This is a genomic window from Modestobacter italicus (genome assembly GCF_019799965.1).
Lineage (GTDB): Bacteria > Actinomycetota > Actinomycetes > Mycobacteriales > Geodermatophilaceae > Modestobacter > Modestobacter italicus_A.
Genome location: NZ_JABGCJ010000003.1, coordinates 57216 through 83259 on the forward strand (window position 1 = coordinate 57216; position 26044 = coordinate 83259).

24 protein-coding genes are annotated in these 26044 nt (G+C 75.6%); 8 read left to right on the top strand and 16 right to left on the bottom strand.

All coding sequences use genetic code 11. The annotated features are described in order from the left end of the window. Positions 1-55: 55 nt before the first annotated feature. The 3 genes from HLA93_RS07920 to HLA93_RS07930 all read right to left on the bottom strand — a co-directional run bounded on the left by HLA93_RS07920 (position 56) and on the right by HLA93_RS07930 (position 4258). The gene (locus HLA93_RS07920) at positions 56-2452 is read right to left on the bottom strand and encodes a [protein-PII] uridylyltransferase (RefSeq protein WP_308128008.1); all 2397 of its coding nucleotides are present in this window, start codon (positions 2450-2452) and stop codon (positions 56-58) included. 139 nt (positions 2453-2591) lie between these two features. Then, positions 2592-2930, bottom strand: a complete 339-nt coding sequence (locus tag HLA93_RS07925; protein WP_089304115.1) for a P-II family nitrogen regulator — start codon at positions 2928-2930, stop codon at positions 2592-2594. Further along, the gene (locus HLA93_RS07930; protein ID WP_222193858.1) at positions 2927-4258 is read right to left on the bottom strand and encodes an ammonium transporter; all 1332 of its coding nucleotides are present in this window, start codon (positions 4256-4258) and stop codon (positions 2927-2929) included. Before HLA93_RS07930 ends, HLA93_RS07925 begins: the two co-directional genes overlap by 4 nt. Before the next feature lie 352 nt (positions 4259-4610). On the opposite strand from HLA93_RS07930, the gene HLA93_RS07935 reads away from it, so the two are divergent. From HLA93_RS07935 to HLA93_RS07960, 6 genes are all read left to right on the top strand, one after another. Then, positions 4611-5342, top strand: a complete 732-nt coding sequence (locus HLA93_RS07935) for an energy-coupling factor ABC transporter permease (RefSeq protein ID WP_222193859.1) — start codon at positions 4611-4613, stop codon at positions 5340-5342. Then, entirely contained in the window at positions 5339-5725 is a 387-nt protein-coding gene (locus HLA93_RS07940; protein WP_222193860.1) for a PDGLE domain-containing protein, read from the top strand. Before HLA93_RS07935 ends, HLA93_RS07940 begins: the two co-directional genes overlap by 4 nt. Before the next feature lies 1 nt (position 5726). Next, positions 5727-6515: a cobalt ECF transporter T component CbiQ gene (cbiQ, locus tag HLA93_RS07945; protein WP_308128009.1), complete on the top strand. Its 789-nt coding sequence runs from the start codon at positions 5727-5729 to the stop codon at positions 6513-6515. Continuing rightward, entirely contained in the window at positions 6512-7261 is a 750-nt protein-coding gene (locus tag HLA93_RS07950; RefSeq protein WP_222193861.1) for an energy-coupling factor ABC transporter ATP-binding protein, read from the top strand. Before cbiQ ends, HLA93_RS07950 begins: the two co-directional genes overlap by 4 nt. A gap of 165 nt (positions 7262-7426) precedes the next feature. Next, complete coding sequence (locus HLA93_RS07955; protein WP_222193862.1) at positions 7427-9199, top strand: SpoIIE family protein phosphatase; 1773 nt, start codon at positions 7427-7429, stop codon at positions 9197-9199. A 285-nt stretch (positions 9200-9484) separates the two neighbouring features. Next, positions 9485-10339, top strand: a complete 855-nt coding sequence (locus HLA93_RS07960) for a hypothetical protein (protein ID WP_222193863.1) — start codon at positions 9485-9487, stop codon at positions 10337-10339. Between the two features lie 6 nt (positions 10340-10345). Here HLA93_RS07960 and ftsY read toward each other — a convergent pair whose 3' ends face one another. Then, positions 10346-11527 (bottom strand): signal recognition particle-docking protein FtsY, encoded by a 1182-nt coding sequence (gene ftsY / locus HLA93_RS07965; protein WP_222193864.1) that lies wholly within the window; start codon positions 11525-11527, stop codon positions 10346-10348. Positions 11528-11599: 72 nt separating this feature from the next. Here ftsY and HLA93_RS07970 point away from each other — a divergent pair, with 72 nt between their 5' ends. Both HLA93_RS07970 and HLA93_RS07975 read left to right on the top strand, forming a co-directional pair. Then, positions 11600-13261 carry an alkaline phosphatase D family protein gene (locus HLA93_RS07970; RefSeq protein WP_222193865.1) on the top strand — a complete coding sequence of 554 codons (1662 nt, stop codon included), beginning with the start codon at positions 11600-11602 and terminating at the stop codon, positions 13259-13261. Then, positions 13258-14064, top strand: coding sequence for an endonuclease/exonuclease/phosphatase family protein (locus HLA93_RS07975; protein WP_222193866.1), 807 nt, complete (start codon positions 13258-13260; stop codon positions 14062-14064). Before HLA93_RS07970 ends, HLA93_RS07975 begins: the two co-directional genes overlap by 4 nt. On the opposite strand, the gene HLA93_RS07980 is transcribed toward HLA93_RS07975, so the two are convergent. The 12 genes from HLA93_RS07980 to recG all read right to left on the bottom strand — a co-directional run bounded on the left by HLA93_RS07980 (position 14061) and on the right by recG (position 26042). Beyond that, entirely contained in the window at positions 14061-14894 is an 834-nt protein-coding gene (locus tag HLA93_RS07980) for a MerR family transcriptional regulator (protein ID WP_222193867.1), read from the bottom strand. The two genes, HLA93_RS07975 and HLA93_RS07980, sit on opposite strands and share 4 nt — an antisense overlap. A gap of 77 nt (positions 14895-14971) precedes the next feature. Beyond that, complete coding sequence (gene smc, locus HLA93_RS07985; RefSeq protein WP_222193868.1) at positions 14972-18538, bottom strand: chromosome segregation protein SMC; 3567 nt, start codon at positions 18536-18538, stop codon at positions 14972-14974. Between the two features lie 115 nt (positions 18539-18653). Next, a complete protein-coding gene (locus HLA93_RS07990; protein ID WP_222193869.1) occupies positions 18654-18845 on the bottom strand; it encodes a hypothetical protein in 192 nt (63 codons plus the stop codon). Between the two features lie 148 nt (positions 18846-18993). Beyond that, entirely contained in the window at positions 18994-19269 is a 276-nt protein-coding gene (locus tag HLA93_RS07995) for an acylphosphatase (RefSeq protein ID WP_222193870.1), read from the bottom strand. Then, entirely contained in the window at positions 19266-20147 is an 882-nt protein-coding gene (gene mutM / locus HLA93_RS08000) for a bifunctional DNA-formamidopyrimidine glycosylase/DNA-(apurinic or apyrimidinic site) lyase (protein ID WP_222193871.1), read from the bottom strand. Before mutM ends, HLA93_RS07995 begins: the two co-directional genes overlap by 4 nt. A gap of 3 nt (positions 20148-20150) precedes the next feature. Next, positions 20151-20972 carry a ribonuclease III gene (gene rnc / locus HLA93_RS08005; RefSeq protein WP_222193872.1) on the bottom strand — a complete coding sequence of 274 codons (822 nt, stop codon included), beginning with the start codon at positions 20970-20972 and terminating at the stop codon, positions 20151-20153. Positions 20973-20986: 14 nt separating this feature from the next. Next, on the bottom strand, positions 20987-21166 hold the full coding sequence (rpmF, locus tag HLA93_RS08010; protein WP_222193873.1) for a 50S ribosomal protein L32: 180 nt from the start codon (positions 21164-21166) through the stop codon (positions 20987-20989). Between the two features lie 2 nt (positions 21167-21168). Further along, the gene (locus HLA93_RS08015; RefSeq protein ID WP_222193874.1) at positions 21169-21846 is read right to left on the bottom strand and encodes a YceD family protein; all 678 of its coding nucleotides are present in this window, start codon (positions 21844-21846) and stop codon (positions 21169-21171) included. Positions 21847-22047: 201 nt separating this feature from the next. Then, positions 22048-22737: a hypothetical protein gene (locus HLA93_RS08020; protein ID WP_222193875.1), complete on the bottom strand. Its 690-nt coding sequence runs from the start codon at positions 22735-22737 to the stop codon at positions 22048-22050. After that, positions 22734-23219, bottom strand: a complete 486-nt coding sequence (gene coaD / locus HLA93_RS08025) for a pantetheine-phosphate adenylyltransferase (protein ID WP_222193876.1) — start codon at positions 23217-23219, stop codon at positions 22734-22736. Before coaD ends, HLA93_RS08020 begins: the two co-directional genes overlap by 4 nt. After that, positions 23216-23770 carry a 16S rRNA (guanine(966)-N(2))-methyltransferase RsmD gene (gene rsmD, locus HLA93_RS08030; protein ID WP_222193877.1) on the bottom strand — a complete coding sequence of 185 codons (555 nt, stop codon included), beginning with the start codon at positions 23768-23770 and terminating at the stop codon, positions 23216-23218. The genes coaD and rsmD overlap by 4 nt, the downstream gene beginning before the upstream one ends. A gap of 85 nt (positions 23771-23855) precedes the next feature. Then, positions 23856-26042, bottom strand: coding sequence for an ATP-dependent DNA helicase RecG (gene recG, locus HLA93_RS08035; RefSeq protein WP_246626136.1), 2187 nt, complete (start codon positions 26040-26042; stop codon positions 23856-23858). Between the last annotated feature and the right edge of the window lie 2 nt (positions 26043-26044).

A 26044-nucleotide genomic window follows, 5' to 3' on the forward strand; every position in this document is an offset into this window, starting at 1 on the left:
GGGCTCCCGTCCGGCAGACCGAACGTCTCACGGGGGTGCGACAGAACCGCGGAAGTCAGCCCGCCGGCGTGTCGCGCTTGACGCCGGGGCCGTCGACCGTCGTGCCGGAGGTCGCCCCACCCGCTGCGGACACCAGGGCCGACTCGATGCCCCGCCGCCGGTCGGCGTCCATCACGCCCCCGGCCGGGTCGCTGACGTAGAAGGAGTCCAGCGCGTCGGCCCCCAGGGTCTCGATCCGCGCGGAGGTGACGTCCAGGCCCTGGTCGGCCAGCGCGGCGGTCAGCCGGTACAGCAGGCCGGCCCGGTCACCCGCCCGGACCTCGACGATGCTGGCGGCCGCGCCGTCGACCTCGTGGTCGTACCAGGAGATCCGCGGTGGCGCCGCTCGGTCGCCGTGCTGCCGGTAGTCGATCTCCCGCTGCCGCAGCCGCTCGGCCAGCGGCAGGGTGCCCTCCAGCGCCGCGCGGACGCCGTCGGCCAGGATCTCCGGCCTCGGCGCCCGCCCGAACCGCGGCCGGACGTCGAACACCGAGGTCGCCTGCCCGTCGGCCACCGAGGTGCTGGCGGCGCGGACGTCGAGCTGGTTGAGCGCCAGCACCCCGGCGCACCGGCTGAACAGGCCCGGCCGGTCCGGCGCCACGAAGGTCACCTGCTGGCCGTCGGTCACCTCCTGCACGCCGACGGAGACGCGGCCCGCCTCGCCCGGCACCCCCGGCACGGCGGCGCTGACCTGCGGGGTGGTCGGCACGAGCACCGGCCCCGGGGCGGGCGCGGCGACCAGCCTGGCCTGCACCCGGGCCACCAGTGCGGCGACCAGGTGCGCCTTCCAGGGCGACCAGGCCGAGCTGCTCGTCGCCGCGCCGTCGGCCTGGGCCAGCGCGTGCAGCAGCTCCAGCAGGGCGGCGTCCCCGCCGATCGTCGCCACGACCCGGTCGATGGTGGCCAGGTCGTCGATGTCCCGCCGGGTGGCGGTGGCCGGCAGGAGCAGGTGGTGGCGCACCATCGCGGCGAGCGTGGCGACGTCCGGCGGGGAGAAGCCCATCCTGGTCGCGACCTCGGCGGCGATCAGCTCACCGACGACGCTGTGGTCACCGGGCCAGCCCTTGCCGATGTCGTGCAGCAGCGCGCCGACCAGCAGCAGGTCGGGCCGGTCGACGTCCCGGGTCAGCTCGGCGGCCGCCGCGGCGGCCTCCACCAGGTGCCGGTCGACGGTGAACCGGTGCCACGGGTGGCGCTGGGGCAGCGACCGCACGCGGTCCCACTCCGGCAGCATCCGGGACAGCAGCCCCTCCTGGTCCAGCTGTTCCAGCACCGGCACGGCGCTGCGGCCGCTGGCCAGCAGCCGCAGGAACGACCAGCGGACCTCCGGCGGCCACGGCTCGGGCAGCGCCGGCGCGTGCGCCGCGAGGACCTTGAGGGTGTACGGGGACAGCAGCAGGTCTGCCCGCGCCGCGGCCGCGGCACCCCGCAGCACCAGGCCGGGGTCGGCCGCGGGCCGGGCGTCCCGGGCCAGCACCACCTCGTCGCCCTGCCGCACCAGCCCCTCGGCCAGCGGTTCCCGGCGCACCCGGCGGTAGCGGGCGCGGGGACGGCGCACCAGTGACGCATCGACCCGGCGCCAGGTCTCGTCGGCCACGAACGCCAGCCGGCGACCGGCCAGGCTGACCCGGCGGAGCAGCACGTCGTCGTCGGCCAGCCCCAGGGCCTGGGCGACCGGTCGCTGCTCCTGGCGCACCAGGGCGTCGGTGGGCCGGCCGGTGCTGGTGCGGAGGGCGTCGCGCACGTCCAGCAGGAACGCGTAGGCCTCCCCCGCGTCGGCCGGCGGCTCGTCGGCCAGCTGGGCGGCGGCCAGCGCCCGCAGCACCTGCCCCTCCCGCAGCCCGCCGTAGGCCTCCTTGAGGTCGGGCTCGAGCAGGAAGCCCAGCTCGCCGACCCGCCGGCTGCGGTCCCGGCGCAGGTCGCGCAGCTGCGGCAGCAGCCGGCCGGCGTGCTGGCGCCAGGAGCCCAGCGTCGCCGTCCGCAGCGCGGCGGTGACGTCAGGGTCGCCGGCGACGTGCCGGGCGTCGAGCAGCCCGAGCCCGGCCTTGACGTCGTCCCCGGCCACCGAGACCGCCTCGGCGACGGTGCGCACCGAGTGGTCCAGCCGCACTCCGGCGTCCCAGACCGGGTACCAGAGGGCGTCGGCGAGGGCGGCCACCTCGGGCCGACCGTCGTGCACGAGCACCAGGTCGAGGTCGCCGTGCGGGGGCAGTTCGCGACGTCCCAGGCTGCCCACCGCGACCAGCGCGACGCCGGTCTGCGCCGGCTCGGCCGGCGAGCTCCCCCGCCGCCGGGACGGGCGGGGGGTGCCGGCGAGGGCCTCGGCCAGCAGGCCGGCCAGCCAGTCGTCGAACGCCTGCACGCGCTCGGCGCGGGGCAGTGCGGTCACAGCGGCCAGGTCGAGCACGGGCACCTCTCGGTCGGGTCCTCGGCGGGGGGAACGGCGTCGGCCGGGGCAGCGGGTCTCCCCGCCACCCCGGCCGACGTCCAGGCCCGGCCCCGTCCCGAGGCCCACCCCAGCGTGCGCGGGATGAGGAGGACGGGGCCCCTTCTCAGAGTGCGTCGGCTCCGCGCTCGCCGGTGCGGACCCGGACGATCTCGTCGATCGTGGTCACCCAGACCTTGCCGTCACCGATCTGCCCGGTGGAGGCGGCCTCGACGATCGCGTCGACCACCCGGGCCGCCTCCACCTCGCCGACGACGACCTCGATGCGGACCTTGGGCACGAAGTCCACCTGGTACTCCGCGCCGCGGTAGACCTCGGTGTGGCCGCGCTGGCGGCCGAACCCCTGCACCTCGCTGACGGTGAGCCCGGCGATGCCGATCAGCTCCAGGGCGTTCTTGACGTCGTCGAGCTTGAACGGCTTGACGATGGCGGTGACGAGCTTCATGCCCGGCTCCCTTCGGTGTTGCGCGCCTCGGCGCGTGCCTGGCCGCCCAGGGGCGCGGTGCTGCCACCGCCGCCCAGGGAGGCGAAGTCGTACCCGGACTCAGCGTGCACCACGGTGTCGATGCCGGTCACCTCGTCCTCCTCGGTGAGCCGGAAACCGATCGTCTTCTGGATCAGCGTGCCGATGATCCAGCTGAGGACGAACGAGAACACCAGGACGGCGAGGGCACCGACGACCTGCCGCCACAGCTGGTCGACGCTGCCGCCGAAGAGGAGGCTCTCCACGCCGGCCGGGGCGTCGGGGTCGGCCACGAAGCCGACCAGGATGGTGCCGACCAGGCCACCGACCAGGTGGACGCCGACCACGTCGAGCGAGTCGTCGTAGCCGAACCGGAACTTCAGCCCGACGGCCAGGGCGCAGAGCGCACCGGCGACGGCGCCGACGATGATCGCGCCGACCGGCGAGACCGCGGAACAGGCCGGGGTGATCGCGACCAGGCCGGCGACGACGCCGGAGGCGCCGCCCAGGGACGTGGAGTGCCCGTCGCGGACCTTCTCCACCAGCAGCCAGGCCAGCGTCGCGGCACCGGTGGCGACCAGGGTGTTGACCCAGGCGACGGCGGCGGTGTTGTTCGCGGCGAGCGCGGAGCCTGCGTTGAAGCCGAACCAGCCGAACCACAGCAGCCCGGCGCCGATCATCACCAGCGGCAGGTTGTGCGGACGCATCGCGTCGCGCCCGAAGCCACGGCGCTTGCCCAGCACCAGCGCCAGCGCGAGGCCCGCTGCACCGGCGTTGATGTGCACCGCGGTACCGCCGGCGAAGTCGATCGCGGCCAGGTCGTTGGCGATCCAGCCGCCGGTGTGCCCGTCGGCGTCGAAGTCGAACACCCAGTGGGCGACCGGGAAGTAGACGACGGTCGCCCAGATGCCGGCGAAGACCATCCAGGAGCCGAACTTGGCCCGGTCGGCGATGGCGCCGGAGATCAGCGCGACCGTGATGATGGCGAAGACGGCCTGGAACCCGACGAACGCCATCGTGGGCAGCCCGCCCTCCTCGCTGGTCGTGTCCTCCATCAGGCCCTTGAGGCCGAAGAACTCGCTCGGGTCGCCGAGCAGGCCCAGGCCCACGTCGTTGCCGAAGGCGACCGAGTAGCCGTAGAGGACCCAGAGCACGCTGATCAGCGCCAGCGCGCCGAAGCTCATCATCATCATGTTGAGGACGCTCTTGGCGCGGACCATGCCGCCGTAGAAGAGCGCGAGACCTGGGGTCATCAGCAGCACGAGGGCTGCGCTGGTGAGGATCCAGGCGGTGTCGCCGGTGTTGACCACGGCAACCTCCTGAGGGTGTCGTCGGCCATGGGCCGCAAGCGGGGGCCCCGAGGGGCCTCGGGCGAGCCACCGCCACAGCCGGCGGTGTGGAGGAGACGGTGCCGACACCGTGTTTCCGGGGACGGCGTGGACGTGTTTCGCGAGCGTGAACTCCCGCACGCGTGTCGCCCTCCTGTGTTCCAGCGGTGTTGCGCGGGCCTCGTGGGCCACTCCCGGTGACCGGTCGGTGCCGGCACCGGCCGTTCACCCGAGCTTCTTGCAAGGCCTGTGCAGTTGCCAACGAACTGCAATAGGGTCGCCGGCGAGCGCTGCCCCGGGCGGGCAGTGCACCGACGAGCCCCCGGAGGTCCGCGTGCACGTCCCCGATGGCTACCTCGACGCGGCCACCACCGCCGGCACCGCGGCCGTCGCCGCGGCCGGGGTCGCCCTGGCCCTGCGCGGCGCCCGCCGCGAGCTCGACGAGCGCACCGCGCCGATGGCCGGGCTCACCGCGGCCTTCGTCTTCGCCGTGCAGATGATGAACTTCCCGGTCGCCTACGGCACCAGCGGCCACCTGATCGGCGGGGCGCTGACCGCTGTGCTGGTCGGGCCGTGGACGGCGGTGCTGTGCATGACCGTCGTGCTCCTCGTCCAGGCGCTGGTCTTCGCCGACGGCGGCCTGACCGCAGTGGGCACCAACGTGACGCTGATGGGCCTGGTCGCGGTCGGCGTGGGCTACGGCGCCTTCCGGTTGCTGCGCGCGGTGCTGCCGGCCGGCCGCACCGGGCTGCTCGCCGCAGCGGGCGTCGGCGCCTTCCTCTCCGTCCCGGTGGCCGCGCTGGTCTTCGTCGGCCTCTTCGGCCTGGGCGGCGTGGCCGACGTGTCGCTGGGCTCGGTCGCCGTGGCGATGGGCGGGGTGCACCTGCTCATCGGCCTCGGCGAGGCGGCGATCACCGTCGCCGTGCTCGGCGCCGTGCTGGCCGTGCGGCCGGACCTGGTCCGCGGTGCGCGGCACCTGCAGCGCGCCACGGCGCTCGCGCCGCGCTCGGAGACCGCCGGCCGGCCGGCAGCCCCGGCCGCCCCGGCTCCGGTGGAGGCCCGATGACCCGCACCCGCACCTTCGTGCTCGTCGGCGTCGTCGTCGCCCTGCTGATCGCCGGCGTCGGCAGCTGGTACGCCAGCTCCTCCCCCGACGGGCTGGAGGCGACCGCCGCAGAGCAGGGCTTCGACCACACGGCGGAGGACAGCGCGACCGCCGACTCCCCGCTGGCCGACTACAGCCTCGCCGGGGTGGACGACGCCCGGCTGTCCGGCGGGCTGGCCGGGGTGGCCGGGGTCCTGCTGGTGCTCCTGCTCGCCGGCGGGCTGACCCTGGCGCTGCGGCGCCGGTCGGCCGGCACCCGGGACGGCGCCGACCCCCGCGACGAGGCCAGCACCCACGACGTCAGCAGCCGTCACGAGGTCGACGACCCGGCCGGACGGCGCTGACGTGGGCGCCGGGCACGGTCACGGTGCCGGCCTGGCGGCCATGTACGTCCCCGGCGCCAGCCCGGTGCACCGCCTCGAACCGCACACCAAGCTGGTCGCCGTCCTGGCCTTCGCGCTGGTCGTCGTGCTGACCCCGGTGCACGCCGGGTGGGCGCCGTGGGCCTACGCGGGGTTCCTGTCGCTGCTGCTCGGCGTCGCCGCCGTGGCCGGCATCCGGCCGGGTCGGCTGCTGCGCGGACTGGTGGTCGAGGTGCCCTTCGTCTTCTTCGCGCTGCTGCTGCCCGTCGTCTCCCGCGGTCCGCGCACCGAGGTGCTCGGGTTGTCGTTGTCGGAGAGCGGGCTGGCCGCCGGCGGCAGCATCCTGGCCAAGGCGACGCTGTCGGTGCTCGCCGCCACCCTGCTGGCCGCGACCACCGACCCCCGGGCGCTGCTGCGCGGCCTGGACCGGCTGCGGCTGCCCGCGGTGCTGGTGCAGATCCTCACCTTCATGATCCGGTACGCCGACGTGGTCGGCGGTGAGCTGCGCCGGATGAAGGTCGCCCGGGAGTCCCGCGGCTTCCGGGCCCGCCGGGTCGGCGCCCTGAAGGTGCTCGGCCCGGCGGCCGGGTCGCTGTTCATCCGCTCCTACGAGCGGGGCGAGCGGGTGCACCTGGCGATGCTCTCCCGCGGCTACACCGGTCGGCTGCCCACCGGGCCGGTCGCCGTCGTCGGCCCCCGGTCCTGGGCCGCGGCGCTCAGCCTCCCCCTGGCAGCAGCTGCCGTGCTGGGGGCGGGTTCACTGCTGGGGTGAGCACTCCCCCGCCGTCCCTGCTCGTGGACGACCTCGCCTTCGCCTACCCGGACGGGCACCAGGCGCTGTTCGGCGTCGACCTGCGGCTGGACCAGGGTGAGCGGGTGGCCCTGCTGGGGCCGAACGGGGCGGGCAAGACGACGCTGGTGATGCACCTCAACGGCATCCTGCGCGGCGGTCGCGGCCGGGTCGAGGTCGCCGGCCTGCCGGTGGACGAGCACAACCTGCAGGAGGTCCGCCGCCGGGTCGGGATCGTGTTCCAGGACCCGGACGACCAGCTGTTCATGCCGACCGTCGCCGACGACGTCGCCTTCGGACCGCGGAACCTGGGGCTCCCCGAGCCCGAGGTGACCCGGCGGGTGGCCGAGGCGCTCGCCGCGGTGGACATGGCCGACGCGGCCGACCGGCCGCCGCACCACCTCTCCTTCGGCCAGCGCCGCCGGGTCGCGGTGGCCACGGTGCTGTCGATGCGGCCGGAGGTGCTGGTGCTCGACGAGCCGAGCAGCAACCTCGACCCGGCCGGACGGCGGGAGCTGGCCGAGGTGCTGGAGGCGCTGCCGGTCACCCTGCTGATGGTCACCCACGACCTGCCCTACGCCCTGCAGCTGTGCCCCCGGTCGGTGGTGCTCGACGCCGGCGTGGTGGTCGCCGACGGCGCCACCCGAGAGCTGCTGGCCGACCGCGAGCTGCTCGCCGCGCACCGGCTGGAGCTGCCCTTCGGGTTCGACCCGCGCTCGGTGGGCTGACCGCGGCGGATGTCGGCCGCCACGTTGCCGGGCGGGGCCGGCGAGGGTATCCACGACGAGCGTCGTGGCACACCCGGAGTGCGGAGCGGACGCTCGGACGGAAGGCACCGCGTGACAGGGGGACGACCAGGGGAACGGGGACCCGTTCCGATCGAGGACCTGCCGGTGCCGGACTTCGCCCGGGTCTTCGACGTCGCCCCGACACCGTTCCTGCTGCTCACCCCCGACCTGGTGATCGTGCACGCCAACCGGGCCCGGCTGGCCGCCACCGCGACCACGCTCGAGCAGAACGTGGGCCGGCACCTGTTCGACCTGTTCCCGATGAACCCCGACGACCCAGCGGCCGACGGGCTGGTGAACCTCGCCGCCACCCTGGCGGAGGCCCGGGACACCCGGCGGCCGGTGGTCATGCCCATCCAGAGGTACGACATCCGGATGCCCGACGGCAGCTACGAGGAACGGTTCTGGAGCCCGCACCACGTCCCCGTGCTCGACGATGCCGGCGAGGTCGTGCTGCTGCTGCACCGGTCCGACGACATCACCGACTACATCCGGGCCCGGGACGACGCCCGGCGGGCGGCCGAGCGGGGCCAGCACCGGGTCGCGCAGGTGGAGGGCGACCTGTTCCACCGCGCCCGCGAGCTGGCCCGGCTCAACGCCCAGCTGCGCACCGCGAACGACCGGGAACGGCGCACCGCCCGCTCGCTGGCCGGTCTGGCGGCGACCGTCTCCACGCTCGCCACCGCCGAGACCACCCAGCAGCTGCTGGAGCTGCTGTTCGAGCAGGGCCGGGCGGCGCTGGGTGCCGGCACCGCCGCGGTGGCCCTGTTGGACCCGGACGGCCGCCGGCTCACGCTCACCGAGATCCGCGGCGGCCGGCTGCTGTCCGCTCCCCTGCCTCCCGACTCGCCGCTGCCGATGGCCGTCGCCGCCACCGGCCGGACGGTGCTCGTGGGCGATGCCGGACACGCCGCGGACCTGCCGGCCGAGGACCGGTACCTGGCCGAGGGGCTGGGGGTGCGGTCCTGGGCGGCGCTGCCGCTGCGTGCCGGCGGCCGGCTGCTGGGCTCCTGGACCGTCGGCTGGGCCGCCCCGCGCTCGTTCGAGGACGACGACGTCCGGGTGCTGGAGGCCTACGCCGCGCAGTGCGCCCAGGCGGTCGACCGGGTGACGCGGCTGGAGGACGAGCGCCGCCGGGCCCGCGCCACCCGCAGCCTGGCCGAGACGCTGCAGCGTTCGCTGCTGACCGAGCCACCGCAGCCGGACCACCTGCGCATCGCGGTGCGCTACCGCCCGGCCGCCGAGGAGGCCACCATCGGTGGCGACTGGTACGACGCCTTCCTCACCCCTGACGGTGCGACGACGCTGGTGATCGGCGACGTCACCGGGCACGACCGGGAGGCCGCCGCGGTCATGGGGCAGCTGCGCAACCTGCTGCGCGGCACCGCCCATGCCCTGGTCGCGCCGCCCGCGCAGGTGCTCAGTGCCCTGGACCGCGCCGTCGTGGGCCTCCAGGTGGGCACCCTGGCCACCGCCGTGCTGGCCCGGGTGGAGCAGAGCCCGGCCGAGGCGGTGACCGGCCGGCGGCGGCTCCGGTGGTCCAACGCCGGTCACCCGCCGCCGCTGCTGGTCCGGGCCGGCGGGGCGGTCGAGCTGCTGGAGCGTCCGGCGTCCCTGCTGCTGGGCGTAGACCCCGGCGCGTCGCGCACCGACCACACCGTCACCCTGCACCCCGGCGACACGGTGGTGCTGTACACCGACGGGCTGGTCGAGCGCCGGGACGCCACGCTGGACGACGGCCTGGCGCGGCTGACCGGGGTCGCCGCCGAGCTGGCCGCCCTGCCGGTGGCGGGGCTCTGCGACGCCCTGCTCGCCCGGCTGGCCCCCGACTGGGCCGACGACGTCGCCCTGGTCGCCCTCCGGGTGCTGCCGGAGTGACCCTGTCCCGGGACCGGTACCTGACGCCGGCCGGGTGCCACCCCGCGGGCGCGCAGGGCGACTGACGGCAGAGCCGGCGGGCGGCAGCGCCCCCGTGAGCGCTGCCGCCCCCGGTCGGGCACCCCTGGCCCCGGCGGACCGGCCCGGGGGCAGGGGGCCGGGGAGCTCCTCCACACCTACCGGACCCGGCCGTCCGGATCACGTGCTCCGCGCCGGGCTGCGCTACCTTGCGCCGCGGTGCACGCGCGACCGGACGAGGGGCGCGCAGGGATCGCGGGGGCACGGATGACGAGCACGCCAGGACCGGACGCTGCGGCGCAGGACCCGTTCGTCCGGCAGGTGACCTGGCTGGTGGACCAGCTCGGTGGCCGCACCGAGCTGTCCCGGGCGTCGGGTGGGCGGGTGAGCCCCCGGACGCTGGACTACTGGTGCCGCGGCCGCTACCCGCGCAACGCGGTGACCGGTGCGGTGCGCGAGCTCGACGCCTGGGCGCTGGCGTCGGTGCCCGGCTACCCCGGCGCGGCCGGGGCCCCGCGGCTGGTCGAGACCTGTGGCCCGGCCCGTCCCTCGCCGGTCACGGCCCCACCCACCGGGCCGGCCGTCACGACGTCCCCGGCGTCCACGAGACCGCCGATCGACACGGCCCACCCGGACACGACCGCGCAGCCGGACACCACCGGTCCCCGAACCGGGTCGCCGGCGCCGCCCGGGAAGCGGTCTCGGGGCCGCCGCACCCGGCTGCTCACCACGGCCGCCACGGTGGTGCTGGCCGGTGCCGTGGCGACGGCCGTCGTCGCCTTCACCACCGACGACGGCGTGGACCAGCTCCCGCCGCTGCCGAGCACCGGGGACGGCACGCTGGTGCCGGAGACCACGGGCAGCATCGGCGCGAACACCTTCGCCGACCCGCGGGCGCTGGTCGACAACTCGCTGCCGATCCCGCCGGACACCACCGTGCAGGTGCGCTGCCGGTACTACGCGCCGAGCATCCCCAGCGTCGTCCCGGACGGGTTCTGGTACCTGGTCGACTCCGGCGAGTGGGCGGGGCGGTGGTCGCCGGCGAACTCGTTCATGAACGGCGACGTCCCGGGCGAGCGGACGCTGCACAACACCGACTTCGCCGTCCCGGTCTGCCGGTAGCCGGCCTCAGCCGACGATCGCCTCGGCGAAGGCCTCCGGCTCGAACGGCGCCAGGTCGTCGGGCCCCTCGCCCAGCCCGATCAGCTTCACCGGGATGCCGAGCTCCCGCTGCACCGAGACGACGATCCCGCCCTTGGCGGTGCCGTCGAGCTTGGTGAGCACGACGCCGGTGACGTGGACGGCCTCGGTGAACACCCGGGCCTGCACCACGCCGTTCTGACCGGTCGTCGCGTCCAGGACGAGCAGCACCTCGTCGACCGGGCCGTGCTTCTCCACCACGCGCTTGACCTTGCCCAGCTCGTCCATCAGGCCGGACTTGGTGTGCAGCCGGCCCGCGGTGTCGACCAGCACGGTGTCCACCTCGGCCTCGATGCCGGTGCGCACCGCCTCGAAGGCCACCGACGCGGGGTCACCGCCTTCCCGGCCGCGCACGGTGAGCACACCGACCCGCTCGCCCCAGGTCTCCAGCTGGTCGGCGGCCGCGGCCCGGAAGGTGTCGGCGGCGCCGAGCACCACGCTCTTGCCGTCGCCCACCAGCACGCGGGCGATCTTGCCGACGGTCGTCGTCTTGCCCGCCCCGTTGACCCCCACCACCAGGACGACGGCGGGCCGGCCGTCGTGCCGGTCGGTGTGCAGCGTGCGGTCGAGGTCCGGGCCGAGGACGGCGGTCAGCTCCCGCACGAGCAGGCTCTGCAGGTCGGTGCCGGACGCCGTGGCCAGCACCAGGCTCTGGGTGCGCAGCCGCTGCACGATCTGGGTGGTGGCGGCGACGCCGATGTCGGCGGCGAGCAGGGTCTCCTCGACCTCCTCCCAGTCGTCCTCGGTCAGCTTCTCCCGGGACAGCACGGTCAGCAGGCCGCGGCCCAGCGAGGACTGGGAGCGGGCCAGCCGCGAGCGGAGCCGGACCAGCCGGCCGGCCGAGGGCGGCGGCGTCTCGAAGACCAGGCCGGGCTCGGGCTCGGCGGGCGGCAGGTCGACCGGCGGCTGGTCCAGCGTCGCCGGGTCGACCGCGGTCGACCCGGTGTGCACCGGCGGCGCGACCTCGGTCGGCCGCGGGCGGGTCAGCGTGGTGCCGGCCGCGGCGTCGGAGTCCAGCCGGGTGGTGCGCCGGCCGCGGCCGACGAGCAGACCGATCCCGGCGATCAGGGCGACGACGAGGATCGCGATCGCGATCAGCACGAACTCCATGCCCAGAGTCTCCCAGCCCCTGCCGGGTGAGGACCGGACCGGATGACAGCAACATGGGGCAGGCTGTCCCTCATGCCCGAGACCGCCGGCACCAGCCCGCTCCTGCTGCTGGGCCCACTGCTCCGCCACGTCGACCCGGTGTCGGCCACGATCTGGGTCGAGACCGACCGGTCGTGCGTGGTCGAGGTGCTGGGCCACCGGGCCCAGACGTTCTGCGTCAACGGCCACCACTACGCGCTCGTGCTCGTCGAGGGCCTCGAGCCGGGCAGCGTCACGCCCTACGAGGTGCACCTGGACGGCGCGCAGGTGTGGCCGACCGCGCACTCGGCCTTCCCGCCGAGCCGGATCCGCACCGTCGGCGGCGACCGCCCGTTCCGGCTGGCCTTCGGCTCGTGCCGGTACGCCACCCCGACCACCGTCGACGTCCGGGACGGCATCCCGCCGGACGCCCTGGACGGCTACGCCCGCCGGCTGACCGGGATGCCGCAGGAGGAGTGGCCCGACGCCCTGGTGCTGCTGGGCGACCAGGTCTACGCCGACGAGATCACCCCGGCGACGCAGCAGTGGATGGCCGCCCGGCGCGACCTCTCGCAGCCCCCGGGCGCGCAGGCCGCGGACTTCGAGGAGTACAGCCGGCTGTACGCGGAGTCCTGGAGCGACCCGCAGGTGCGCTGGCTGCTGTCCACCGTGCCGTCCTCGATGGTCTTCGACGACCACGAGATGATCGACGACTGGAACACCTCGGCCGCCTGGCGCGCGGAGGTCACCCCCACCGACTGGTGGCACCGGCGGATCTGCGGTGGCCTGGTCAGCTACTGGGTGTACCAGCACCTGGGCAACCTCTCCCCCGCCGAGCTGGCCAAGGACGACACCTGGCAGGCGATCCAGGACCTCCCCGAGGGCACGGACGACGCCGGCCCGATGCTCGACCGGATGGCCCGCGCCGCCGACGTGGAGCCGCAGAGCGTCCGGTGGAGCTTCGTGCGGCACTGGGGTCCGGCGCGACTGATCATGGTCGACAGCCGGGCCGGTCGGGTGCTGGAGGAGTCCGACCGGAAGATCGTCGACGACCAGGAGTTCGCCTGGGTCGACGCCGCGGTGCAGCAGTCGGTCGAGGACGGCGTCGACCACCTGCTGATCGGCACGTCGCTGCCCTGGCTGCTGCCGCACTCGGTGCACGACCTGGAGCGGTGGAACGAGACGCTCACCGTCCGGCACGCCGGCAAGCCGCTGGGGCGCCTGTCGGAGAAGCTCCGGCAGGCGGCGGACCTGGAGCACTGGGCGGCGTTCGGGCAGTCCTTCGAGCGGCTGGGCCGCACGCTGGTGTCGGTGGCGCGGGGTGAGCTGGGCCGCCCACCGGCGACGGCGCTGGTGCTCTCCGGCGACGTCCACCACGCCTACGCGGCGGAGCTGGTGCAGCCCGGTGGGCTGACGACCCGGGTGCACCAGCTCACCGTCTCCCCGCTGCACAATGCCGCGCCGCACGTCATCGAGGTCGGCTTCCGGCTCGGCTGGAGCCGGTGGGCGCGGGCGCTGACCGGTGGGCTGCGGGCGCTGGCCCGGGTGGAGCGCAGCCCGCTGCAGTGGCGGAAGCAGGCCGGGCCGTTCTTCGGCAACGAGCTCGGCGAGCTGGTGCTGGACGGACGGGACGCCCGGTTCCTGCTCTGGGCGACCAGCCGGGACGACGACGGCACCGAGCACTTCACCCAGGTGCTGGACACCCGGTTGTCATGACCGAGCACACCCCCGATCCCAGCCCCTCCCTGGTGCCGGTGCGGCTGGTCAGCTTCAACGTCCACCACGGTGTCGGCGACGACGGTCGGCACGACCTGCCGCGGCTGGCCCGGCTGCTCGCCGACGCCGACCCCGACGTCATCTGCCTGCAGGAGGTCGACCGGCACTTCGGCGACCGCAGCGAGCACGTCGACCAGGCGGAGCTGCTGGCCCGGGCGCTGGACCGGGAGCTGGCCTGGAGCGCCTCGATCGACGAGCCGGGCCGCGGCGGGCGCAGCGAGCGCCGGCAGTACGGCAACGCGGTGCTGTCCCGCCTGCCGGTGCTGGACAGCGAGACGCACCGCCTGCCCGGCGCCGGCGAGCCGCGCACCGCGCTGCGCGTGCTGGTCCAGCTGGCGGGCGCGACGCTGCGGGTGACCACCACCCACCTGTCCAGCCGGGACGCGGCCGACCGGGCCGGGCAGGCCGCCGCGGTGGCCGCGCTGCACGCCGACCGGGCGGAGCCCGCGGTGCTGGTCGGCGACCTCAACGCCGGCCCCGACGCCCCGGAGCTGGGCGCGCTGCGCGAGCGGCTCAGCGACGCCTGGGAGCTGGCCGGGGAGCGCAGCGACCAGGCGGGGCGCTTCTCGCTGCACGCCGACCAGGGGCTGACCCACCCGGCCCGCCGGCCGCGGGTGCGGATCGACCAGGTCTGGGTCTCCGCCGGGGTGGCCGTGCGCGACGCCCGGGTGCTCGACGGGTCCGGGGTCTCCGACCACCACCCGCTGCTGGTCGACCTGCTCGTCCCGGCCGGGACGCCCTAACCCGCAGGGGTAGCGTCGAGCTCGAGCTGCAGCTCCACCAGCCACTCGGCCTGGTCGTCACCCTCGGCGTGCAGGAACACCGTGCGCTGGGCTGCCGCCGCGATCGCCGCCCCGCTCCGGCCCTGGCCCTCCGCCCAGCGGGCGAGGGTCTGCCAGCCCACCCGGGCGGCGTCCATCGGGCCGCGGTGCACCACCGACGCCACCCGGGCGGCAGGCAGCTCGACCACCTCCAGACCGGCCACGTCGCCCTCGGGGACGACGTAGCCGGTGGTCACCCACGTGCTGCCCGCGCTCGCCGCCGGCATCGGGGTGAACCGGCTGACCGGCGCCAGCCGGGAGGCCCCGGCGGCGTCCAGCACCTGCCCGACCCGGTCGAACTGGGCGGCCACCTGCCCGCCGAGGCCGTCGGCGTCCACCGCCACGGCCGAGCTCAGCCCCACCACCCGGACCGCGGCCACCTCCTTGACCTGGACGTCGTCGAGCAGCTCTTCTCCCCCGTCGATCAGCCGGAGCCTCGCCTTGACGTGGGCGAGCCGATGACCGGTGTCGCGCACCAGCACCGCCATCGCCGCCCGCCGCTCCTGCAGCAGCGCGCGCACCCGCCGCTCGTCGACCGGCTCCCGCAGCAGCTCGGCGACCTCCGCGAGGCCGAAGCCCAGGTCCTTGAGGACGACCAAGCGGTTGAGCCGCGCCAGCTGGGCCAGCTCGTAGGAGCGCCGGCCGGTGCGGCTGTCGACCCGGGCGGGGACGAGCAGGCCGATCGCGTCGTAGTGCCGCAGCATCCGGACCGACACACCGCCGAGCCGGGCGAGGTCCCCGATCGTCACCATGCGGTGAGCCTCCGTCCTGACACGGTGTGAGGTGCAAGCCCGGCCGCCCGCCACGTGGGACGCCACCGGCCCGCAGGTCAGGCGGGCTGGGCCTCGCGGAGCCGCTGGCTGATCACGCCGGTGATCCCGTCGCCGCGCATGCTGACGCCGTAGAGGGCGTCGGCGATCTCCATCGTCCGCTTCTGGTGGGTGATGACGATCAGCTGCGAGGTGTCCCGGAGCTGCTCGATCAGGGTGAGCAGCCGGCCCAGGTTCACGTCGTCGAGGGCGGCCTCCACCTCGTCGAGCACGTAGAACGGAGAGGGCCGGGCCCGGAAGATCGCGACCAGCAGGGCGACGGCGGTCAGCGACCGCTCGCCGCCGGACAGCAGCGACAGCCGCTTCACCTTCTTGCCCGGCGGCCGGGCCTCCACCTCCACCCCGGTGGTCAGCAGGTCGTCGGGGTCGGTGAGGAAGATCCGCCCCTCCCCGCCGGGGAAGAGCGTGGCGAACACCTGGGCGAACTCGCGCTGGGTGTCGGCGAAGGCCTGGGCGAAGACCTCGTGGATGCGGGCGTCGACCTCGCGGACGACGGTCAGCAGGTCACGCCGGGTGGCCTTGAGGTCCTCCAGCTGGGTGGCCAGGAAGGTGTGCCGCTCCTCCAGCGCCGCGAACTCCTCCAGCGCCAGGGGGTTCACCTTGCCCAGCGCACCGAGGTCCCGTTCGGCGCGGGCGGCCCGGCGTTCCTGGGCTGCCCGGTCGTAGGGCACCGGCTCGGGCTCGGGCTCCCCCGCCGCCTCGGCCGCGGCCACCTGCGCCTGGGTCGGTGGCACCAGCGCCGCCGGCCCGTACTCGGCCAGCAGGGTGGGCAGATCGACGCCGTACTCCTCGGCGGCGCGGGCCTCCAGCGCCTCGATCCGCAGCCGCTGCTCGGCCCGCGCCACCTCGTCGCGGTGCACCTCGTCGGTGAGCCGGTCGAGCTCGGCGGTGTGCTCGCGCACCCGGGCCCGGACGACGAGCAGCTCGGCCTCCCGGGCCGTGCGCGCCTCGGCCAGGGCGTCCCGCTCGGCCGCGGCCCGGGCCAGCGACGTCGCCAGGTGGGTGAGCGCCTCCTCGGCGCCGCTGCGGACGCCGGCGGCCACCCGGGCGCCGCGCTCGCGGGCCAGCCGGGCCGCTGCCGCGCGCTCGCGGGCCGCCCGCTCCTGGCGCGCCTGCCGGCGCAGCGACTCGGCGCGCCCGGCCAGGGACCGGGCGCGCTCCTCGGCGGTGCGCACCGCCAGCCGGGCCTCGGTCTCGGCCTGCCGGGCCGCGGCCGCCTCGGCGCGCAGCCGGTCCCGCGCCTCCGTCGAGGGCTCCTCCTCGACCGGCGCGGCCTCGGCGGCGGCCAGCCGCTCCTCCAGCTCGACCAGCCCGGCGACGGCGGCGTCCCGGGCCTGCTCCGCCCGCACCCGGGCCGCGTCCAGCCGCTCGGCCTCGGCCACCGCCGAGCGGGCGGCGGCACCCAGCTCGGCGAGCTCCGCGGCGGCGGCCGACCGTGCCCGGTCACCGGCCTGCCGGGCGGTCAGCGCCGTGTCGACGTCGGCGGAGCGGGCGGCGGCGACCTCCCGGGCCCGGGCCAGCTCGTCGGCGAGCCGGGCGGCCGTGGCCGCGGCCCGGTCCAGCTCGGCGCCGGCCTCGTCGACCCGGGCCCGCACCTCCAGCCCGGAGGGCGCGTTCGCCTGGCCACCGACCGACCAGTCGGCACCGAGCAGGTCACCGGCCTCGGTGACCGCCCGCACCCGCGGATGGGTGCGCACCAGCTCGACCGCGGCCGGCAGGTCGGTGACGACCGCGACCCGCTCCAACGCCCGGGCCAGCGCCGGCCCGAGCTCGGCGGGGGCGTCGAGCAGGTCGAGCGCCCAGCGGGCGCCCGGGGGCAGCTCCGGCCAGCCGTCCCGGGGCACCGGTGGCAGGCCGCCGGTCACCAGCAGCCCGGCCCGGCCGCCCTGGGTCTCGGCCAGGTGGGCCAGCACGCCGGCGGCCTCCGCGACCCCGGCGACGACGAGCGCCTCGGCCATCCCGCCCAGCGCCGCGGCCAGCGCGACCTCGGCGCCGGGGTGCACGGTGACCCGGTCGGTCACCGGGCCCAGCACGCCGGGGAGGGCCGCCGTCAGCACGGCGGCCGCACCGTCGGCCGGGGCCAGACCGAGGGCGAGCGCGTCACGGCGGGCCTGCCAGCCGGCCCGGTCCCGCTCGGCCGCGCGCTCGGCGGCGGTCAGTTCGGTGACCGCCCGGACCGCCTCGGCGTGCGCCGCGACCGCCGCAGCGTGTGCCGCCGCCAGGTCGGAGTCGTCGCCGGCGTCCTCGCTGAGCTCGTCGCGGCGGGCGGCCAGCCGCTCACCGGCGACGTCGGCGCGTTCCGCGGCCTCCGCGGCGGCCGTGGCCAGCCGCTCGATCTCGGCTTCCCCGGCCGCGGCCCGCGAGCGCCCGGCCGCGACCTGGCCGGAGAGCCGGGCCAGCTGTTCCCGACGGTCGGCGAGCGCGCGCGCCGCGGCGACCAGCTCCCGCTCCGCCGCGGCGAGCGCGTCCTCCACCTCGGTGCGCACGCCGACGGCGCTGCCCAGCCGGGCCCGTTCGGCCTCCAGCGCCGAAGCGATCTCCCGTTCGGTGGCATCCACCCGGTCGGCCTCGGCGTCCAGCTGGTCGGGGTCGCGGCCGGCCGGGCCCGCCGCCGGAGCAGCGGCCAGGTGCCGGTGCCGCTCGGCCGCCAGCTGCCCGACGCTGCGAAAGCGCTCGGCCAGGGTGGACAGCCGGTACCAGCTGTCCTGTGCGGCGGCGAGCACCGGCGCGTCGGCGGCCATCTGCCGCTCCAGCGCCGACTCCTGGCGGGACGCCTCGCCTAGGGCTGCCTCCACCGTGGCCCGCCGGGCGCGGGCGGCGGTCTCGTCGGCGACGTCCTTGTCGAGGGCGTCGCGCAGCTGCACCAGGTCGTCGGCGAGCAGCCGCAGCCGGGCGTCGCGCAGGTCGGCCTGCACGCCGGCGGCCCGGCGGGCCACCTCGGCCTGCCTGCCCAGCGGCTTGAGCTGGCGGCGCAGCTCCGCGGTGAGGTCGGCCAGCCGGTCGAGGTTGGCCTGCATCGCGTCGAGCTTGCGGAGCGCCTTCTCCTTGCGCTTGCGGTGCTTGAGGACGCCGGCGGCCTCCTCCACGAAGGCCCGCCGGTCCTCCGGGCGGCCGGACAGGACGGCGTCCAGCTGGCCCTGCCCGACGATGACGTGCATCTCCCGGCCGATTCCGGAGTCGCTGAGCAGCTCCTGGACGTCGAGCAGACGCACCTTGTCGCCGTTGATCTCGTACTCGCTCTCACCGGACCGGTACATCCGGCGGGTGATCGAGACCTCGGTGTAGTCGATCGGCAGGGCGCCGTCGGCGTTGTCGATGGTCAGCGTCACCTCGGCCCGGCCCAGCGCCGGGCGGCCGGCGGTGCCGGCGAAGATGACGTCCTCCATCTTGCCGCCGCGCAGGCTCTTGGCGCCCTGCTCGCCGAGCACCCAGGCGATCGCGTCGACGACGTTGGACTTGCCCGAGCCGTTGGGCCCGACGACTGCGGTGATGCCCGGCTCCAGCCGCAGCGTCGTCGGCGACGCGAAGGACTTGAAGCCCTTGAGCATCAGGCTGGACAGGTGCACGGCCCGACCCTAGCTACGAGCGCTGACAGAACCGGCGCCTCGGCCCCCTCGCAGGGGCCCGCGGCGAGCGGAGCGAGTCGTGGGGGCGAGGGGTGGGGGGAAGAGGGGTCCTTTGTCAGGCGAGGACGGGCGCCGACTGCTCGCGGGTCATCGTGAGCAGCTCACGGGCGATCGTGGCGTCGCGCTCCTCGCGGAGGGCGGCGAGCTCCGCCTCGAGACGGCGGACCCGGGCGCGCAGGGCGGCGTTCTCCTCGGCCACTCGCAGCTCGTGCGGAGCGACGACGGAACCGAACAGGGCCTTGGCCATGGCTCAGCGGCCTTTCGACAGCAGGTGGAGGTCCCGTCGCACCGCCGGAGGCGGTCTGCGCGGGCTGGTGACCTCAGGGTGACACCGGTCGCCAACGGGGTCAACGGCACCACGGGGGCCTCACCGTGTCGGGTGGATGTCGCCTTCGTCACCCCACGGTGAAGCCGGACACCGCCTGCACCGCACCGTCCCGGTGCTCCACCCCACGCACCGCACCCGGCGCCCGCGGACCGTCGAGTTCGGCGAGCACCGCACGGACGTCGTCCGCGGGCCCCTCCAGCACGACCTCGACCCGCCCGTCGGGGAGGTTCGTCGCCGAGCCCGCCAGGCCGCGGGCGGTCGCCGCCTGCCGCACGAACCAGCGGTAGCCCACGCCCTGCACCGTGCCCTCGACCAGGGCGACGACCCGCAGCGGGGCGGTCATCGGACCGACCGTGCGACGCGGGGCCGGGGCTGGCAGTGCGGGCAGCTGTAGCTGGAGCGGTTCATGAACTGCTCCCGCACGATCGCCGTTCCGCACCGCGGGCAGGGCCGGTCCTCCTGGCCGTAGACGGCCAGGTGCCGGGAGAAGTAGCCGCTCTGGCCGTTGACGTCGACGTACAGGGAGTCGAAGGAGGTACCGCCCTGCTCCAGGCTCTCGGTCAGCACGTCGCGGACGCCTTCGAGCAGGTCGGCGACCTGGGCCCGGGTGAGCTTGTCGGTGGGCCGGGCCCCGTGCAGCCGCGCCCGCCACAGCGACTCGTCGGCGTAGATGTTGCCCACCCCGCCGATCAGCGTCTGGTCCAGCAGGGCCCGCTTCACCTCGGTGCGCCGGCGGCGGAGCGCCGCGCTGAAGGTGTCGAGGTCGAAGTCGGCGTCCAGCGGGTCGGTGGCGATGTGCGCCAGCCGCGTGGGCAGGCCGTCGTCGGGGGCGTCCTCGACCGCGAGCCCACCGAAGGTGCGCTGGTCGACGAAGCGCAGCTCCCGCCCGCGGTCGGTGAACCGGAACCGGGCGCGCAGGTGCACCTCGTCGGGTTCCTCGGGCTTCTCCACCAGCAGCTGGCCGCTCATCCCCAGGTGGGCGACGAGCGCCCGCCCCGACGGGGTGCCGTCCGGCTCTGCCATCGGCAGCCACAGGTACTTGCCGCGCCGGTGGGCGGCGGTGAGGGTGCGACCGGTCAGCGCCGCGACGAAGTGGTCGGCGCCCTCCAGGTGCCGGCGGACGGCGCGCGGGTGGTGCACCTCCACCTCGCGGATGGTGCGGCCGGTGACCCACCGGTCCAGGCCGCGGCGGACGACCTCGACCTCGGGCAGCTCCGGCACGGGTCAGCTCCCTGCGGGTCCGCCGTCGGCCGCGGCAGCAGAGAGGGCCCGCCAGGCCGCCTCGGCCGCCTCCTGCTCGGCGGCCTTCTTCGTCCGACCCGATCCCGAGCCGCGGACCTCGCCGGCCAGCAGCACGGCGGCGGTGAACGTCTTGGCGTGGTCGGGGCCGTCGTCCTCTACCACGTAGACCGGTGCGCCCAGGCCCTGGGACGCGCCCAGCTCCTGGAGGCTGGTCTTCCAGTCCAGGCCCGCGCCGCGGGTGGCCGACTCGGCCAGCAGCGGGTCGAACAGCCGGTGCACGATCGCCGAGGCGGTGTCCAGGCCCCGCCCCAGGTGGACGGCGCCGATCAGCGCCTCGAGCGCGTCGGCGAGGATCGAGTCCTTCTCCCGCCCACCGGTGGACTGCTCGCCCCGGCCCAGCAGCAGGTGCGGGCCGATGCCGCCGTCCCCCAGGGAGCGGGAGACCCGGGCCAGCGAGGTCATGTTGACCACCGAGGCGCGCAGCTTCGCCAGCTGACCCTCGGGCAGGTCGGGGTGGCTGCGGTAGAGCTCGTCGGTCACCACGAGCCCGAGCACCGAGTCGCCGAGGAACTCCAGGCGCTCGTTGGTGGGCAGCCCACCGTTCTCGTAGGCGTAGGACCGGTGGGTCAGCGCCAGCCGGAGCAGGTCGGCCGGCAGCTCGACGCCCAGGGCGTCGGCCAGCCAGCGGGCGGCCTGCTCGAGGTGCCCGCCCCCGGACGCACGACCGCCGGCGTCCTCGGTCGCGGGCTCCCCGAGGAGGGAGCCCGCGACCGAGGACGCCGGTGCGCTGGTCGTCTGCGCCACGCTGGAGGACCGGGTCAGACCGGGAGGACCTGACGGCCGTCGTGCTGACCGCAGTGGCCACAGGCGATGTGCGGCGGCTTGAGCTCGCGGCAGGCCGGGTTCGGGCACGGCGCCAGGGTCGGCGCGGTGGCCTTCCACTGCGAACGGCGGGAGCGGGTGTTGGCGCGCGACATGCGCCGCTTCGGGACCGCCATGATCAGTTCTCCTCTGAGTCGGTGGTGCTGTCGGTGGTCTCGGTGAACCGGGCGAGCCCGGCCCACCGTGGGTCGACCACCTCGTGCGTGTGGTCGGGCGGGAGGTCGTCCAGCCGCTCGCCGCAGCCCACGCACAGGCCGGAGCAGTCCGGCGTGCAGGTGGGCGACAGCGGGAGGGTGAGGACGACGGTGTCACGGACCAGCGGCGCCAGGTCGAGCTGCTCGCCGTCGATGCGCCGCACCTCGTCCTCGCCGCTGGTGGCCTCGGTGGTGCTGCCGGCGTAGGCGTACAGCTCCTGGACGTCGAGCGCCAGGGTGTCCTCGACCGGGTCCAGGCAGCGCGCGCACTGGCCGGTGACGGGGACGTCGACCTGGCCGGAGACCAGCACGCCCTCCATGACCGACTCCAGGCGCAGGTGCAGCGCGACCGGTGCGCCCTCGGGGACGCCGATCATCTCCACGCCCCAGCCGGGCAGGGCGGGCAGGGTCTTCTCCCACTCGGTCATCGAGCCGGCGCGGCGGCCGAGCTCGCGGAGGTCGACCTTCCAGGCCTTCTCCGCGGCCTTCTCGGCAGCCGACTTCTCGCCGGCGGCCTTCCCCTGCGCGGGGGTGGCGTCGCCGACGGGACGCCGGTCGTCGGTGGACGCGGCGCCTCGGGAGTGCGGAGAGGCAGCAGGCATGTCAGTACTCGTCGTCTCGGTGGTGGGTTCGCCGGCGCGGGGACCCGCGCGCGGAGGGCACACAGGACGGCAGCAGCCGGACAGACGGCCAGCCTACCCGATCCCCCACCGGCACTGTCCGGCGTCAGGAGGTCGGCTGCCCCGTACGACCGGGTGCTCCCCGGTCACGGCGTCCGCGGGTCAGGGGCTGCGCTGCCCCGGTCACGGCGTCCGCAGGTTGTTGCGTGCCTTCTCCACCGAACGCGTCATGTGCGCCAACGTGTTCCCGAAGTCGGCCAGCCGGCTGTCCACGTACTCGTCGACCTCGGCCCGCATCCGGGCGACCTCGGCCGCGGTCTGGGCCCCCAGCTCGTCGGCCCGGGCGACCGCGGTGCGGTACACCTCGGTCTCGGTGAGCAGCCGCTCGTGCTCGGCCTGGGCGGCGGCGACGATCTCCTCGCGCTGCGCCTGCCCGTCGGCGATCAGCTGGTCGCGCAGCCGGCGGGCCTCGGCCAGCAGCTCCTCGGCCTCCGCCTCCGCCTCGGCGATCACGTCGTCGGCCTGGGCCTGCGCCTCGGTGAGGATCTCGTCGCGCTGCCGGCGGGCGGTGCCGATCAGCTCCTCCCGCTGACGGCGGGCGGTGGCGACGACCTGCTCGCTCTCGCTGCGGGTGCGCCCGGTCAGCCGCTCGGCCTCGGCCTGGGCCTGCTGGAGGATCTCGGTGCGCTGGACGACGATCGCCCCGGCCTGCTGCACCTCGTCGGGCAGGTTCTCCCGGAGGTCGTCCAGCAGGTCGAGCAGGTGGTCGCGCGGGACCATGCAGGAGCTGGACATCGGGACGCTGCGCGCGTTCTCGATGACCGTGGTCAGCTCGTCGACGGTCTCGTAGAGCCGGTAGACCACCTCGGTCATGGCTGCCTGCCCTTCGACTGGGCGACCAGCCGGTCGTTGACCGCCTTGGGCACCAGGGACGAGACGTCACCGCCGAAGCGGGCGATCTGCTTGACCAGGCTGGAGGAGAGGTGGCCGACCTGCGGCGCGGTCGGCACGAACAGCGTCTCCACCGACGCCAGCTCGCGGTTCATCTGCGCCATCTGCAGCTCGTACTCGAAGTCGCCGACGGCCCGCAGGCCCTTGACGATCACCGGGATGTCCCGGCTGCGGCAGTAGTCGACCAGCAGGCCCTCGAAGCGGTCGACGACCACGTTGGGCAGCTCGACCACGGCCTCCCGGAGCAGGGCCATCCGCTCGTCGACGTCGAACAGCCCGGCCTTGCCGGGGTTGACCAGCACCGCCACGACCAGCTCGTCGTAGAGCGCGGCCGCACGCCGGATCACGTCGACATGGCCGTTGGTGACCGGGTCGAACGAACCGGGACAGACCGCTCGCCTCACGAGGAGCGACCGTACCGGAGCACCGCCTCCCCGTAGCGCCGATCACGCAGCCCGACGAGGGGTGTCGGCCACTCGAAGGCCTCCTCCCGGCTCGACCGCTCCACGACCACCACCGCGTCCGGGGCCAGCCAGCCGCCCTCGGCCAGCGACGTCAGGACGGCGAGCACCTCGGTGACCGGGACGGCGTAGGGCGGGTCGGCCAGCACCAGGTCGAAGGCCGCCGGCGCCGCTCCGGCGACCACGGTCGGCACGCTGCCCTGCACGACGCGGGCGCCGGGCAGGCCGACGGTCTCGATGTTGCTGCGCAGCACCGGCAGCACGCCGGCGCCGGACTCGACGAAGACCGCCTCGGCCGCACCGCGGCTCAGCGCCTCCAGCCCGAGCGCACCGGACCCGGCGTACAGGTCGAGCACCCGGGCGCCGTCGAGGTCCAGCAGCGAGCCCAGGGAGTTGAACAGCCCCTCGCGGGCCCGGTCCCCGGTGGGCCGCACGCCGGCCCGGGGCACCTTCAGCCGCCGTCCACCTGCCACGCCGGCGATCACCCTGGTCATGAGGGCAGCTTCGCACCGGACCTCGGCACCGGCCCCCTGCAGGGGCCCGCCGCGAGCCTGCGAGCGGTGGGGGGCAGGGGGCCCTTCAAGCCTTCTCCAGGTAGTCGGCGCGCTCGTCCAGGCTCATCGCGGCCACCGCCGCGGCCAGCTCCGGGTGGTCGGCCAGCCCGCGGCCCTGCTCGACCAGCGCGGTCGCCTCCACCCGGGCCTCGGCGATCAGCTGCTCGTCGTCCAGCAGGGACAGCAGGCGCACCCCGGACCGCCGCCCGGACTGGGCGGCGCCGAGCACGTCGCCCTCCCTGCGGGTCTCCAGGTCCAGCCGGGCCAGCTGGAAGCCGTCGGTGGTCGCCGCGACCGACGCCAGCCGCTGCCCGGTGGCCGAGCTGCTGGGCACCTCGCTGACCAGCAGGCACAGCCCGGGGTGCTTGCCGCGGGCCACCCGGCCGCGCAGCTGGTGCAGCTGGCTGACGCCGAACCGGTCGGCGTCCATCACCACCATGACGGTGGCGTTCGGCACGTCCACGCCGACCTCGACGACGGTGGTGGCGACCAGGACGTCGACCTCGGCGGCGGCGAAGGCCCGCATCCGGGCCTCCTTCTCCTCCGGCGGCATCCGGCCGTGCAGCACCTCGACCCGCAGCGCCGACAGCGGCCCGGCGCGCAGCGCCTCGGCGACGTCCAGCACGGCCAGCGGCGGGCGCCGGTCGCTGCCGCCCTTCTCGCTGGGTGGTGCGCCGTCCTCGCCGTCCGGGCCGTCGTCGCCCTTGCCGCCGTCCTCGAGGTCCCCGATCCGCGGGCAGACCACGTAGGCCTGCCGGCCGGCGGCGACCTCCTCCCGCACCCGGGCCCAGGCGCGGTCCAGCCAGGTCGGCTTCTCCCCCGCCGGCACGACCGAGCTGGACACCCCACCGCGGCCGGCCGGCAGCTGGCGCAGCGTGGAGGTCTCCAGGTCGCCGTAGACGGTCATCGCCACGGTGCGCGGGATCGGGGTGGCGGTCATCACCAGCACGTGCGGAGGGCGGTTGCCCTTGGCGCGCAGCGCGTCCCGCTGCTCGACGCCGAACCGGTGCTGCTCGTCGACGACGACCAGCCCGAGGTCGGCGAACTCCACGCCCTCCTGCAGCAGGGCGTGGGTGCCCACGACGATCCCGGCGCTGCCGTCGGCGACCGCGGCGCGGGCCTCCCGGCGGACGGCGGCCTTCTGCGAGCCGGTGAGCAGCACCACGCGGGTGCCTGCCGGGTCGCCGTCCAGCTCCCCGGCGCGGCCCAGCGGGCCCAGGACAGCCGCCAGGCTGCGGGCGTGCTGGGCGGCGAGCACCTCGGTGGGCGCCAGCAGCGCGGCCTGCCCGCCGGCGTCGACGACCTGGGCCATCGCCCGCAACGCCACCACGGTCTTGCCCGATCCCACCTCGCCCTGCAGCAGCCGGTTCATCGGCTGCTCGCGGGCGAGCTCGGCGGCCAGCTCGTCGCCGACCGCACGCTGGCCGTCGGTCAGCGAGAACGGCAGCGCGGCGTCGACGGCGTCCAGCAGTCCACCGCTGCGGCGCGGCCGGGCGATGCCGGGTTCCAGCGCCGCGGCCCGGCGGCGGGCGGCGAGCGTGGCCTGCAGCACCAGGGCCTCGTCCCACTTGAGCCGCTCGTCGGCCTCGTCGACCTGCTCGGTGGACTCCGGCCGGTGCTTGTACCGCAGCGCGGTGGCCAGGCCCACCAGCCCGTGCCGCTGCCGCACCGCGGCCGGGATCGGGTCGTCGAGGGCCTGCTCCAGCGACCGCGGGTCGTCCAGCAGCAGCTTCACCGACTTCTGGATCACCCAGCTGGAGACGTCCTTGCTGGCCGGGTAGATCGGCACCAGGGCCCGCGCCCAGTCGCCGTCGTCGTCGCCGCTCATCAGGTGGCAGTCGGGGTGACTGAACTGCAGGTCGCCCTGCCACTTGCCGACCGTGCCGGCGAACAGGCCCCAGGCGCCGACGTCGAGCCGGGCGTGCCGGGAGTTGAAGAAGACCAGGCGCATGCTGCCGGCGCCGTCGCCCACGGTGACCTCGGTGAGCATGCCGCGCCGCTGCCGCATCGGCCGGGTGCTCACCTTCTTGACCTGGGCCAGCACGGTCACCCGGTCGCCGACCTCCAGCCCGTCGAGCCGGGTCATCTCCCCCCGCTGGGCGTAGCGCCGCGGGTAGTGCCGCAGCAGGTCGCGCACCGTGTGCAGGGACAGCTGGTCGGCCATGACCTTGGCGGTCTTCGGGCCGAGCACCCTGGTCAGGGGCGTGTCCATGG